The sequence below is a fragment of the Paenibacillus dendritiformis genome (assembly GCF_021654795.1).
Taxonomy (GTDB): Bacteria; Bacillota; Bacilli; order Paenibacillales; family Paenibacillaceae; genus Paenibacillus_B.
On record NZ_AP025344.1, the window covers coordinates 5,856,688 to 5,870,332 of the forward strand.

The following is a 13,645-nucleotide window of genomic DNA, read 5'->3' on the forward strand; positions in this document are numbered from 1 at the left end:
TGCTTATTCACCTTTTCTCCATTCCATAATGACGCTAACGATAATGGTCATGACTTGCATGAAAATCAGTCCCACAATGGTCGACACAAGCGACACCTGTTCGAACTTCATGCCGATCATCACGGCCAAGAGAACGATACACATTCTCGTAACGAGTCCAAGGTTGAACCTCTGCCTTGTCTGACTGGCGGCAAGTTCGGCCAGCTGTCTCACCTTCATCGACAAATAGCGCGCATTGATGAGACCGGCGACGGTTCCTAGCGTCAAGCCGGCTGCATAAGGGCGGTGCTCCGGTGAAAAAGCCCATACGAGAAGGAACATCGACATCAGGATGAATGCCACCCTGGTCACGGCATGGACAATCGAAGTCATATCATTCATCTTGTTCCCCCATGAACTTCCTTACAAAATAAATAATGTTCATGATGCCGAGACACATCCCGGCGATCATGCCGACGGCCAGCCACAGCTTGGGCCCGTCCAACATTTGCGCCAGCCATTTCCCCGCAAAGTATCCGATGACGATGTACACGGCGAGCGTGACACCGGCTCCACCGATGCTGAGAGCGATGAACCAAGCGCTGTCATTGCGTTTCGAAGTCTTCATAGGCTAATAATTCCCATTCATTTTACTGAACAATACGAGATTTTGTCAATTCGTAAAAACCTTGTATTTATAAGGATGAAAACGTTGTATTTTGGCTCTCGATGTCGTAAAAATCCGCGTAAACCGTACAGTATCACTGTATGCTGGTACGTTAGGGTATAGAAGACGCTCCGAATTCAAATTGTGAACTTTGTGTGAAAAGACTCCGGACGCTCCGCTTGCCGCCCGAAACTGTGAAGAATCGCACTGACAATACGCTGGGACGCCTTCCCGTCTCCGTACGGATTCGCCGCGCGGCTCATCCGGGAATATAGCTCCTGATCGGTCAACAATTGTTTGGTTCGGTTATACACCTTCTCTTCGTCCGTGCCGACGAGCTCCAGCGTGCCCGCTTCAATGCCTTCCGGGCGCTCGGTTGTGCTCCGAAGCACAAGTACGGGTACGCCAAAGGACGGCGCCTCTTCTTGCATGCCGCCGGAATCCGTAAGGATAAGATGCGTATGCGGATAGATGTTGTGAAAATCAGCGACATCGAGCGGCTCGATAAGCCTGATCCGCGGGTGATCGCCCAGCATCTCATGCGCCGGAACACGAACGGCCGGGCTTGGATGCACCGGATAGACAATGGCAATATCCTCGAATTCATCGGCGATGCGCCGCACGGCACGGAAAATATTGCGATGCGGCTCCCCTTGCGATTCCCGGCGGTGAGCCGTCATCAGCACGAGGCGCTTGCCCTGTGCCCATTCCAGAACCTCATGGGTGTAATCGGAACGTACTGTATATTGAAACACATCTGTTATTGTGTTGCCTGTGACATATATCGATGATTCTTTCTTATTCTCCTGCTTCAGGTTGTTCGCGGACCATTCTGTCGGGGCAAAATGCAGGTCCGCCAGCACCCCGGTCAGCTGCCGGTTCATCTCTTCCGGATACGGCGACAGCTTGTTCCACGTGCGCAATCCCGCCTCGACGTGACCGACAGGAATCTGCTGCATGAACGCCGCATAGCTGGCCAGGAAAGTCGTCAGCGTATCGCCGTGCACAAGCACGATGTCCGGCTTCGCCTCCTTCAGCACGGGCTCCAGCCCTTGCAGCACCCTGATCGTAATATCGTTCAATGACTGCCGGGCCTGCATGATGTCCAAATCATAGTCCGGCCGAATGCGGAATACGTCCAGCACTTGATCGAGCATTTGACGGTGCTGAGCCGTCACGCAGACGATCGATTCGATCTCCTCCGGATGCTTCTGCAATTCCAGAATGAGAGGCGCCATCTTGATGGCCTCCGGGCGGACACCGAACACCGTCATCACTTTCAGCTTCGACATTTCGTTCTCCTCCGCTATTCCCATATTATTGGCATTTCATGCCACCGTTTAACTTGCGAAAAACCCTTATTTCGTTCCGAACAGCCGATCGCCGGCATCGCCCAATCCCGGCACGATATAGCCGTGATCATCGAGACGCTCGTCCAACGCGGCCAAATAAATGTCGACGTCCGGATGCGCATCCTGAACCGCCTTGACCCCTTCCGGCGCCGCGATGAGGCACATCAGCTTAATCTGGGTGCATTGGCGCTTCTTCAGCACATCAATGGCGGCAATCGCCGAACCGCCGGTCGCCAGCATCGGGTCGATGACAATCAGCGCCCGCTCATGCACGTCGGTCGGCAGCTTCGTGTAGTATTCAACCGGCTTCAACGTCTCCGGATCGCGGAACAGACCGACATGTCCGATTTTGGCCCCCGGAATCAGCTTCACGACCCCTTCTACCATGCCCAGACCGGCACGCAGAATCGGAATCAGGCCCAGCATGCGGCCGGAAATCACCTTGCATTCCGTCTCCGCCACCGGCGTCTCCACCGTGGATGTCTGCAGCGGAAGTTCGCGCGTAATCTCATACGCCATCAGTGTCGCGACTTCGTCGACCAACTCGCGAAAATCTTTCGTATTCGTGCGCTTGTCGCGAATCAGTGTCAATTTGTGTTGAATCAAAGGATGATCGCAAATGATCAATTTGCCCATATAATGTGTCCCTCCGCTTTTTACTCATGTTGCTTCTTAGAAAATGTCCAGCGATTCATATACATCGTCAAACAGGCCTATTATAACATTCCAGCCCTGCATCTGCACGTTTTCGAGATCACTTTATGACTCCCATTTATCGCCTGCGCCTCTCGCATCAAATCGGCTCTATCCCTATTAGTGACATCCCTCCCTTTGGTTATACCTGGATCAAAAATAAAGTTTGTGCCCTTTTTACATTTTCTCCGCCCTGCGTACGGAAACGCCTGAATCCGGAAAGGCCCGGCTTGGAGTTCTCCTTGAGTAGATTTATCTCCTATGCCGTCCTTTGCGGCCCTATCCCCTCCGGTCAGGCTTCTCTCCCATCCAGTCAGGCAGGGGAATATGCCAACTCGGAAAAGATGAAAATTATGGGCTGCGGGGATAGTGGAGATAAGGCTGCCCTTCACCTCTCCTCCCATAAAAAAACCGGCCCCCCCTGAGCTGCCGCCCCGGGGAAAGCCGGACTACATCTTCTATGCCGATTAATATTTGATCGTCTGATACAGCGGGTATTGCCCCGTCAATTCCTGGACCATCCGGCGCGCGCTCGAAAGCGTTGCCTCGTCGGCCGGATTTTTGAGCGTCATGGCAATCACCTTGCCGATCGTGCGCATCGCTTCGACATCCATGCCGCGTGAAGTCGCAGCCGGCGTGCCGATGCGGATACCGCTTGTAATGAACGGACTTGTCGGATCGAACGGAATCGCGTTTTTATTCACGGTAATGCCCACCGAGTCCAGCACCTTCTCCGCATCCTTGCCGGTAATGTTGACATTGCGCGTGTCAATCAGCATCAGATGGTTGTCTGTGCCGCCGGATACGATATTGAGTCCTTCTTCGAGCAGGGTCGCTGCCAGCGCCTGCGCATTCTCGATGACCTGTGCCGCATATTGCTTGAAGGATGGCTGGAGAGCTTCGCCCAGCGCAACGGCCTTGGAAGCAATCACATGCATGAGCGGACCGCCCTGCGTGCCCGGGAAGACGGCTTTGTCGATTGCCTGCGCCCAGGCCGAACGGCACAGAATCATGCCGCCGCGCGGACCGCGAAGCGTCTTGTGCGTCGTCGTCGTCACGAAATGCGCATGCGGAACCGGGCTCGGATGCAGACCCGCGGCGACCAGACCGGCGATATGCGCCATATCGACCATGAACAACGCGCCCACGTCATTGGCGATAGCACCGAGCGCTTCGAAATCAATGATGCGAGGGTAAGCGCTGGCGCCGGCGACGATCATTTTCGGACGATGCTTGAACGCTGCCTTGCGCACCTTGTCATAATCGATCAGGAACGTGTCTTCTTCCACGCCATAAGCCACGAAATTATAGAGCAGACCCGAAGCGTTGACCGGGCTGCCGTGCGTCAAGTGGCCGCCATGCGCCAGATTCATGCCAAGAACGGTATCTCCGGGCTTCAAGGCCGCCAGATAGACCGCCATGTTCGCCTGCGCGCCGGAGTGCGGCTGCACATTCGCGTGCTCGGCCCCGAACAGTTCCTTCGCGCGGTTGCGGGCAATGTCCTCGACGATGTCGACATGCTCGCAGCCTCCGTAGTAGCGCTTGCCCGGATAGCCTTCCGCATATTTATTCGTCAGGACGGTCCCCATCGCTTCCATGACCGCTTCGCTTACGATATTTTCCGAGGCGATAAGCTCGATATTGTTCCGCTGCCGCTGCAGCTCCAAATCCATCGCTCTCAGCACTTCCGGATCCGCTTGTCGTAAATGTTCTACCATTGGCTAAGCCCTCCCATTTCATCCTTAATCATAATCAGACACCAATCTTGCGAAAACAGGCCGCGAACCGCACTAATCGCATGAAGTTCCGCTATCGTCCGGCACGCGGTAGACCGCCCGCTCGCCGCCGATCAGCTTCGGCCGCGTCGAAGCCATCGTCACCCTGGCGCTGCCGATGGCGCGAAGTTCCGTCCGCAGCGGGACGGCCACCCGGCGCAAATGCATGCCGATCAGCGTCTCGCCGATATCGATCCCGGCATGCGCCTCGATCGACTCGGCCAGACATGCATCCGGCAGCATGCGGTACGCCTGCGCCGCCATCGAGCCGCCCGCATGCGGAACAGGCACCGCGGCGACCTCCTCCAGGCGGAACCGCTCCAGCGTGCGGCGTTCCACCACCAGCGCGCGGTTCAGATGCTCGCAGCATTGAAATGCAAGCTGCAGGCCGAACTCGGTCCGCAGCACATTCAGGCCGTCGAACAGCATGCGGGCAACCTCAAGCGTGCCGGCCGTGCCGATGCGCGCGCCGGCCACTTCGCTTGTGCTGCAGCCAATCACGACCAGCTGGCCCGGGACAAGCTTCGCCGAAGCCGCCAATTCCCGGGCAGCCTGCTCGGCCTGCCGCTCATAAGAAGAATTCATGTCGCTTCCTCCTCGCTGATGCGCTACGGAGCCGGGTTGTACTTGCGCTCGGCTTCCTCCACCTTGCGGATGCGGCCGAGATGGCGCTCTCCTTGACTGAATTCCGTGCCGAGCCAGACGCGAACGATCTCTTCCGCCAGGCCGGGGCCGATGACCCGTTCCCCCATCGCAAGCACGTTCGAATCATTATGCTCCCGGGTCGCCTTCGCGCTGAACAGATCATGCACGAGCGCGCAGCGCACGCCAGGAACTTTGTTCGCGGCGATGGACATGCCAATCCCGGTCCCGCAGATCAGAATTCCGCGATCGGCTTCGCCGGCGGCCACCTTCTCGGCGACAGGCACGGCATAATCCGGATAATCGACCGAATCGGCGCAATGGCAGCCAAGATCCTCCACCTCATGTCCCAGTTCGCGAATGACCGCGATGATGCCGTCCTTCAGCTTCACACCTGCGTGATCCGCCCCAATTGCAATTTTCATGTACGTTCCCTCCATCCCATCATTCCCTGGGCGAAGCCTCCGCCCCTCCAGGAAACAATATGCTGTCTGTCCATTATAACCAATTTTCGAACCGTTGGCCCGCGTTCTCGACATCATTTTCGCGAAAGCTTGCTTCTCAACGCCAGCACCGGAAGAAGGGGCCGCATCCCCCGTATAGGCCATGACATGCGTATTCAAAAGGCCGGTTTTCAGCACCGGGAAGGTCGCAAGAACTTGAAGCGGATGCTTTCGCAGCGAGTTTTGCTTCGCAAAACTTGCAAGGAGCCGCGCAGTGCAGGCAAGACGGCATGAACAGCTACAACGTTTCCGCAGGAAACATACTTCGGAAGCGGACGCTGTTCGAGAGCGAATGCAAGATTCGATGCCGAACTACTTCCTGCCTCCGTTCGCGATCAGAAGCGGACGCTCAAAAATGAAAAAAGAGCATAGCATGGCCGTAACCATGCATTGCTCTTTCGCCCAGGCGACCGGCCGTATATCACTCGATGCTCCACCGTGGTTCTCCCACTTCCGTCGCCAGTCACACCGAGTGCCACTCATCTATTTCCGATAATAAGGGATGCGCCGCGGAAATGCAATCACTTTGTGTCAGACGAGGCCAGCTTGTCCACCACGACAAGCAGCGCTTCCCGAATCTGCATCGCGGTCATCCGGTACTCCTCCAGCGACCCGCCGAACGGATCGGCGACATCCGGGTTCGGACAGCGACGCTCCAGTTCAGCCAGCTCCGCCCGCTCCTCCGGCGTCGGCTCCTGTCCCAGCGCCTGCTTCAACTGCAGCTCGGCGGCCAGCTCCTGCAGCCGTTCGCGCTCTCCGGAACCGCCCTCTCCCGGCTCCGCGTATTCCCTCAGCGTGTATATTTTATCGGCAGCCGAGGGGAACCGCTGCAGCACATGGCGCTTATGGCCGACGGTCAGCGTCAAGATCAGATCGGCCCAGGACACCTCCGCGTCGCTCAGCGCGGTCGAAGCGAACGTCTCGTGTCCCTCGATATTGTGTTCCTTGAGCACGGCGGCGGCATGATCCGACATCGGCGTCCCATCCCATGCCGATACGCCCGCGGACTTGACCTCCAACGCCAGCCCCCGGTCGGCGGCCAATTGGCGGAACATCGCTTCCGCCATCGGACTGCGGCAGGTGTTCCCAGTACATACGAATAATATCCGGTTCATAGGCCGTCACTCCTTTGGATGGTATATGCTTTCTATTTCTCGGCAGGGCGGGGCGGCTGCAAGCGCACCGGGCTCCCTGATTATCGGTAAGTCCAGCCGCGGCTTTCAGGCTCGTGTCTCCTCCCCACACGGAAAAATCCCTTACTGTATCGTACCCGAATCGTCCAAATTGACAGCTTACCCGTCATGGCAGCAAAAAGAGAATGCCAAAGGCAAGCAGAATCGCTCCTCCGACCGCTTCCCCGTATTCGCCGATGGCGGCCCCGACCCGCTGGCCGAGTGCCAGTCCCATGACGGACATCGCTCCCCCGGCCAGGCCGAAGGCCATGATCGTTACGATAAGGCTGGTATGGAACATCCCCAGCGATACCCCGACGGAGAACGAATCGACGCTTACGCTCAAAGCGAACAGCAGCGTTCCCCAGATCCGCATCTGATACAAAGAGCCCGAAGACCCGCCGCGGAAAGAGCTGAACATCATATGCGCGCCCAGCATAATGAGCAGCCCGCCGGCGGCCATCACCGCGACATGCCCAAGGATGGAGCTGATGTAATGGCCCGTCAGGACGCCAAGCAGCGGCATCGCGACATGGAACAGCGCGATAATTCCGCCGATGCGGAGCATATCCGCCGAGCGCACCCCTCTCATGCCCAGGCCCAGACAAAGCGAAAAGGCGTCAAAACCGAGTGCCACGGCCATGACGACTATCGTGATCCACTGACCTGCCGGTACTGCCGTCTCCCACATCGCGTTCTCCCCTTGTCCATCGTCTGAGATCAGCGTATGCGGACAAGAAGGCAATGATGACTAGTCCTTAAGGGGGACGCGCGGCGTCCAGCCTGATATCCCCGCCGTTCAGCAGCGGATAACGCGGTGGCCGGCGGCCTTCAGCAGCCGGTTCATCACCGCCAACCCGATCCCTTCGGTGGAGCAGGCTTCCGCCATAATGAAGCCGACCCCTTCCTCGTCGCAGCGGCGCAGCCCTTCATACAGCCGGTGGGCGGCCTCCTCCGGCGCGGACACGCTGCCCAGCGGCACGACGACATCCGCGCGGTAGTCAGCGGCCTGCTCGGTGAAAGCGAGCACGCCCGTGCGCTCTCCGCGTTCCCGGGCGGCGTCGAGCTCCTCCTGGATGCGGCGGGCCGCGGCTTCCGGCGAGGCGCTCTTCACGATCGCGAGCATGCCTTGCGGAGCGTAGTGGGCGTATTTCATGCCCGGGGAACGCGGCGCCGCCAGCGCTTCGCCGTCCTCCCGCGCCGCGGGAACCGCCAGCGCGCCGTCCGGATCGACGGCCGGGTCGATCGTAACCTCGGCGGCAATCTCGCGCAGCATGGCGGTCGTCACGCCGCCGGGGCGCAGCACATGGATACGGTCGCCGTGCAGCTCCACGACGGTCGATTCGACGCCAACGCCGGTAGGTCCGCCGTCGACAATGCCGCCGATGCGGCCGTCCAGATCCTCGGCGACATGCTCGGCACGTGTCGGGCTCGGACGGCCGGACCGGTTGGCGCTCGGCGCGGCCACCGGGCATGCGGCGGTACGGATCAGGGCCAGAGCCGTATCATGCGCCGGCATGCGGACGCCGACCGTGTCGAGGCCCGCCGTCACCCGCGGCGAGACGGCTCCGGGGCGCACCGGGAGCACAATCGTAAGCGGTCCGGGCCAGAAGCGCTCCATCAGGCGGCGCGCCGTCCCGCCGAACGGCTCGACCAGCTCATCCAGCATCGCCATATCGGCGATATGCACGATGAGCGGGTTGTCGGACGGGCGGCCCTTGGCGGCGAAGATGCGCTCGACGGCTTGCGTATCGCGGGCGTCGGCGCCAAGGCCGTAGACCGTCTCGGTCGGGAAAGCCACCGTGCCGCCCGCGGCCAGCAGGGCCGCCGCCTCCACAATGGCCGGCTGACCGTCGAGCGGCCGCGCCGCATCGACCGTCCAGCGCTTCGTCGCTTCGCCCTCATGACCGGCAGCAACTTCCAAGGCCTGGTCGGCAAGCTTCGGTTCATTGAATCGATTCATGACGTTCATTCCTTATTCTCTCAGATGGGGATCAACGCAAGAAAGATGCCAAAAGAGCTTCGGCATCTCCAGTCCATCCCGTCGAATTGATGTCTTCTTCTAGTTGTACCATAATTGCCAAGAGCTCGTCCAGCATGCGGCGCAGCCCCGCCGGCCCGCGACACATGCCGCAACAAGAGCAACCGCTATCCACGCCAATAACCGATTAGAGGAACCTATAATTTAACCGATAAGAGCATTCCACACCTCTGCCAGCCACCGACACAAGCTTACCAGCATATCCCATAAAAAGAAGCGCACTTCCGTTCCTTCATCCATGCTTGAATCCTCCCCCGAAGCAGCGGATCCGCCGTCCATTCCGGATGTCCCGCTTGCCCCGCCCCCCGGAGCTTCATCCTGCCCGGCGTCTGCCGGCGAGACGCCTTCGCTGCCGGCACCGGATTCATCCTTCGCCTGGCCCGTATCCCCGTCAATGAAACAGAGCGGCGGGAACAGAACGCACCACCAGTTCTGACCCTCGCCCGCGCCCAGCGAGACGAGCAGCGCCTCGTACATGCCCGCCGGATATACCTGGCCGCCGTACAGCTTCGCCGGGAAGGGGACCTCGCCCAGCGTCAGCTCCGCCGAATACGGCATGCCTTCCCCCGCAAGCGCCCGCGTGACCGTACGCTCCAGATCCTCGAGATGGCCGGCGATGAATTCCCGCGCCTCCTCCCGTGTCTGCGGAGCGTCCTGCTGCTGGAGCCAGCCGTTCAATTGCTCGACGATGCGATCCCGCACCAGCCGCTTCACCCGCTGATCGTCGTCCGTGTCCGAATTCGCCAGCACGCGCAGCCGAATCGCCTCCTCGGGTATCGCTGCTGCCGGTCTCTGCCCGGCTTCCGCCGTCTTTATCCCCGTCAAGCCTGCTTCCTCCACAGCCGCTGCCGCGCGGCCTTGATCCCAACGCATCCACGTCCCTGCGGCGATGATTGCCAGCAGGAGACCGAGTACGAACATCCGTGATTTCATGTTCTTCTACTCCTTGTGAGGTTGGGCGCGCCTCTTGTCTATCAGTATGTCCGGCAGCGGCAGGATTAAACGTCGGCGCTTCGCAATTCATAGAAGAAAAAATAGAGTCCCGCGTCCTGAGCCTGCCTGAGAGACAGGCCGCTCTGGTGAGGAACTCTATCAATAGTTGAAAAGCATAATCTATCTAGCGAATCTAGCCGATTCCACGCTTAGAGACACCATTGGGAGATTCGTTCGGGAACTTCACTGCAGGCCAACGCTCAGCCGTCTTGCCGTGCCGAGTCCGGCTCCTCCGCGGCGCCACTCGGCTCCTCCTCGTCCGGCCGCATGGCGTGCACGCCGATGACATGGCGCTCGATGCCGGCCAGATCCGGCACGATGACAAGCCGCTCCCCGTAGCCCGCCGCCTCCAGCAGCGCGGCCACGTCGCAGGCTTGGCCCTGGCCGACCTCGAAGCCGATGAGGCGGGGCGGGCAGTTCAGCAGCGGCAGCATGGCGACGATGCGGCGGTACGGGTCGAGCCCGTCCGCGCCGCCGTCCAGCGCCGTGCGGGGCTCGTAATCGCGCACCTCGCGCATGAGCCCGCCAATGTCGCCGGCCGGAATATACGGCGGGTTGGACACGAGCACGTCCAGCCCGCAGCCGGCGAGCGGCGCCAGCAGGTCGCCCTCGCGCCAGCTCAGGCGATCCGCCACGCCGAGCTGCTCGGCGTTGGATTGCGCCATGCGGAGCGCCGCAGGCGAGATGTCGGTCGCCGTCACCTGCCAGGACGGCCGCAGATGCGCCAGCGTGCAGGCGATGGCCCCGCTACCGGTGCCGATGTCGGCCGCCCGCAGCGCGGTTCCCGCCGGCCAGAGGCGATCCGCTTCGGCCACGATCGCCTCGACCAGCAGCTCCGTCTCCGGACGCGGAATCAGCACGTCCGGAGACACGGCGAACGGGAGGCCGTAGAAATGCTGCTCCCCGATAATATATTGGGTCGGCTCGCCTCCGGCCCGCCGTTCAATCGCGGCCTCGTACGGACGGCAGGCCGTCTCGGGCATCGGATCGGGCAGCCGCACGAGATAGGGCGCCCGCTCCCAGCCAAGCACATGGCGCAGCAGCAGCTCCGCATGATGCGGCGCATCCTCCACCCCGCCGGCCGCCAAAAAAGAAGAAGCCTGCACCCAGGCTTCTCTTATCGTTAACGGCCAGGCTAGGCGGAAGGAGCCTGGCGCTCCCCGCTCCGATCCGCCGGGCCGGATCATGCGTGATTCTCCCGCTCCATCAGCTCGGCCTGTTCCGTCAGCGTCAGCGCTTGAATAATCTCCTCCATATCGCCGTTCATCACCTGATCCAGCTTGTGCAGCGTAAGGCCGATGCGGTGATCCGTCACGCGGCTCTGCGGGAAATTGTACGTGCGGATGCGCTCGCTGCGATCGCCGGTTCCGACCTTGCTTTTCCGTTCGCCCGCGTATTTCGCTTCCTCTTCCTGCCGCTTGATATCATAGATCCGGGCCCGCAGCACTTGAAGGGCCTTCACTTTGTTGTCGTTCTGCGACTTCCCGTCCTGACAGGTCGCCACGATGCCCGTCGGAATGTGGGTCACCCGCACAGCCGACTTGGTTGTATTGACGGATTGCCCGCCGGCGCCGGACGAACAGAACGTATCGACGCGAATGTCCTTGTCGAGAATCTCCACTTCGACTTCATCGATCTCCGGCATGACGGCGACGGTCGAGGTCGAAGTGTGAATGCGGCCGCCTGATTCCGTCGCCGGAATGCGCTGCACGCGATGCGCGCCGCTTTCGTATTTCAGCTTGCTGTAAGCGCCCTTGCCGGAGACGAGGAAGATCACTTCCTTGAATCCGCCCAGATCGCTGATATTCGCTTCCATCAGCTCCGTGCGCCAGCCCTGGGCATCGGCGTAGCGCGTATACATGCGGTACAGATCGGCCGCGAACAGCGCCGCTTCGTCGCCGCCGGCCGCTCCGCGAATCTCGACGATGACGTTTTTATCGTCGTTCGGGTCCTTCGGCAGCAGCAGCACGCGGATGCGCTCCTCCAGCTTGACCTTGCGCTCCTCCAGTTCCTCGATTTCCATCTTCACCATTTCGCGCATGTCATCGTCCAGCTTTTCCTGCAGCATGGCTTTGGCCGCATCCAGCTCGCTTATCACGTTTTTGTATTCCATATAAGCTTCGTACGCAGGCTGCAAATCGGACTGTTCTTTCGAATAGTCGCGCAGCTTTTTCGGATCGTTCGCCACATCCGGATCGCACAGCAGCTCGCTCAATTTATCATAACGATCCGCCAAAGATTGCAGACGGTCCAACATATCACGTTCACCTCTTTCTGATATGCAACTTGCTTCTTGTTTTGGTTAATTCTGAATTAACCGATATTTCAAATGAACCGAATGACCCGGCACTATGAACAGCAATATGCCGCCGCCGGGCAATCGGCGCATGCGCTTATCTATACATTGAACCGGAAGTGCATGATGTCTCCATCCTGCACGACGTATTCCTTGCCTTCCAGCCGCAGCTTGCCCTGCTCCTTCACGGCGTTCATCGACCCGGCGGCGATCAGATCGTCATAAGACACCACTTCCGCCCGAATGAAGCCTCGCTCGAAGTCGGTATGGATGACGCCCGCCGCCTGCGGAGCCTTCATGCCCTTGCGGATCGTCCACGCGCGCACTTCCTGCACGCCCGCGGTGAAGTACGTATACAGCCCAAGCAGACGATAAGCCGCCTTGATAAGACGGTTCAGGCCGGATTCCTCAAGTCCAAGCTCCTGCAGGAACATCTCCTTGTCCTCGCCGTCCAGCTCCGCGATCTCCGCCTCGACCTTGGCGCTGATCGGCACGACCTCCGCATTCTCCTGAGCCGCGAAGTCGCGCACCTGCTGCACGTACGGATTGTTGTCCGCCTCCGCTACGCCGTCCTCGCTCACGTTCGCCGCATACAGCACCGGCTTCATCGTCAGCAGATGCAGATCGCGCACTAGCAGCTTCTCGTCATCGGTCAGCTCCAGGCTGCGGGCCGGCTGATCATTGTAGAGCACTTCTTTGAGGCGCTCGAGCACTTCGGCCTCCTGGGCGAATTTCTTATCGCCGCTCTTCATGTTCTTCTTCGTCCGCTCAAGACGCTTCTCGACCGATTCCAGGTCAGCCAGAATCAATTCGAGATTGATGGTCTGGATATCGCTAACCGGGTTCACTTTGCCGTCCACATGCGTAATATTTTCATCCTCGAAGCAGCGGACGACGTGAACGATCGCGTCGACTTCCCGGATATGGGCGAGGAACTTGTTCCCGAGCCCTTCCCCCTTGCTCGCGCCGCGAACAAGGCCGGCAATATCGACGAATTCGAATGCCGTCGGCACCGTCTTGTTCGGTACGACGAGTTCGGTCAATCTGTCCAGACGCTCATCGGGAACCTCCACCACGCCGACATTCGGATCGATCGTGCAGAACGGGTAGTTGGCGGATTCCGCCCCCGCTTGCGTAATCGCATTGAACAACGTCGATTTGCCGACATTCGGCAGTCCGACGATACCAGCTTTCAAAGCCATTTATAATGACAACTCCTTCATTCGATGTGCTCTATCCATAAGTCCATTGTGCCGGCAGGATCGGGCCCTGCCCTGTCGTTGACCATTACTGTTAAAAAGGACGCAAAAATTCCTTAACCATTATAACCAACAACACAAAAAAAACCTAGTCATCGACTGGATTTTTTCCGAATTGTCTACATCTCCCGGGCACGGTTCCCCGTTCGGTTCTCCCTCCGCCGGCGGTGCCGGGACATCAAGCTTCCGGAAAGGCCGCTCCGCCGGTTCCGGCGGAATTCGGGAAGCCCGCTGCCGCTGAACCGTTGTCCGCGGGAGCGGATAAGTCTTTCG

General features: G+C 59.6%; 14 protein-coding genes and 1 riboswitch. All 14 genes read right to left on the minus strand.

Translation table 11 applies throughout. The annotated features are described in order from the left end of the window. Positions 1-3: 3 nt before the first annotated feature. On the minus strand, positions 4-381 hold the full coding sequence (locus L6439_RS26085) for an ATP synthase subunit I (RefSeq protein WP_168182364.1): 378 nt from the start codon (positions 379-381) through the stop codon (positions 4-6). Beyond that, entirely contained in the window at positions 374-607 is a 234-nt protein-coding gene (locus L6439_RS26090; protein ID WP_168182365.1) for an AtpZ/AtpI family protein, read from the minus strand. The genes L6439_RS26085 and L6439_RS26090 overlap by 8 nt, the downstream gene beginning before the upstream one ends. Positions 608-783: 176 nt before the next feature. After that, a complete protein-coding gene (gene wecB / locus L6439_RS26095) occupies positions 784-1,938 on the minus strand; it encodes a non-hydrolyzing UDP-N-acetylglucosamine 2-epimerase (protein ID WP_213469863.1) in 1,155 nt (384 codons plus the stop codon). Positions 1,939-2,004: 66 nt separating this feature from the next. Further along, positions 2,005-2,634: a uracil phosphoribosyltransferase gene (upp, locus tag L6439_RS26100; RefSeq protein ID WP_213469862.1), complete on the minus strand. Its 630-nt coding sequence runs from the start codon at positions 2,632-2,634 to the stop codon at positions 2,005-2,007. A gap of 524 nt (positions 2,635-3,158) precedes the next feature. Further along, on the minus strand, positions 3,159-4,409 hold the full coding sequence (locus tag L6439_RS26105) for a serine hydroxymethyltransferase (RefSeq protein ID WP_168182368.1): 1,251 nt from the start codon (positions 4,407-4,409) through the stop codon (positions 3,159-3,161). A gap of 72 nt (positions 4,410-4,481) precedes the next feature. Beyond that, entirely contained in the window at positions 4,482-5,051 is a 570-nt protein-coding gene (locus tag L6439_RS26110) for a TIGR01440 family protein (protein ID WP_168182369.1), read from the minus strand. A 23-nt stretch (positions 5,052-5,074) separates the two neighbouring features. Then, the gene (gene rpiB / locus L6439_RS26115; RefSeq protein ID WP_168182370.1) at positions 5,075-5,533 is read right to left on the minus strand and encodes a ribose 5-phosphate isomerase B; all 459 of its coding nucleotides are present in this window, start codon (positions 5,531-5,533) and stop codon (positions 5,075-5,077) included. A gap of 471 nt (positions 5,534-6,004) precedes the next feature. Then, a riboswitch (ZMP/ZTP riboswitch) is annotated at positions 6,005-6,088 on the minus strand. Between the two features lie 44 nt (positions 6,089-6,132). Then, the gene (locus L6439_RS26120; RefSeq protein ID WP_168182371.1) at positions 6,133-6,726 is read right to left on the minus strand and encodes a low molecular weight protein arginine phosphatase; all 594 of its coding nucleotides are present in this window, start codon (positions 6,724-6,726) and stop codon (positions 6,133-6,135) included. A gap of 184 nt (positions 6,727-6,910) precedes the next feature. After that, a complete protein-coding gene (locus tag L6439_RS26125) occupies positions 6,911-7,474 on the minus strand; it encodes a manganese efflux pump MntP (RefSeq protein ID WP_168182372.1) in 564 nt (187 codons plus the stop codon). A 108-nt stretch (positions 7,475-7,582) separates the two neighbouring features. Next, positions 7,583-8,755 carry an L-threonylcarbamoyladenylate synthase gene (locus L6439_RS26130; protein WP_213469861.1) on the minus strand — a complete coding sequence of 391 codons (1,173 nt, stop codon included), beginning with the start codon at positions 8,753-8,755 and terminating at the stop codon, positions 7,583-7,585. Positions 8,756-8,968: 213 nt separating this feature from the next. Beyond that, positions 8,969-9,757, minus strand: coding sequence for a stage II sporulation protein R (gene spoIIR / locus L6439_RS26135; RefSeq protein ID WP_168182374.1), 789 nt, complete (start codon positions 9,755-9,757; stop codon positions 8,969-8,971). 260 nt (positions 9,758-10,017) lie between these two features. Next, positions 10,018-11,004, minus strand: coding sequence for a peptide chain release factor N(5)-glutamine methyltransferase (prmC, locus tag L6439_RS26140; RefSeq protein WP_237096654.1), 987 nt, complete (start codon positions 11,002-11,004; stop codon positions 10,018-10,020). Further along, positions 11,001-12,074, minus strand: coding sequence for a peptide chain release factor 1 (gene prfA, locus L6439_RS26145; protein ID WP_168182706.1), 1,074 nt, complete (start codon positions 12,072-12,074; stop codon positions 11,001-11,003). Before prfA ends, prmC begins: the two co-directional genes overlap by 4 nt. 140 nt (positions 12,075-12,214) lie before the next feature. Further along, positions 12,215-13,315 (minus strand): redox-regulated ATPase YchF, encoded by a 1,101-nt coding sequence (gene ychF, locus L6439_RS26150; protein WP_168182705.1) that lies wholly within the window; start codon positions 13,313-13,315, stop codon positions 12,215-12,217. Positions 13,316-13,645: the final 330 nt, after the last annotated feature.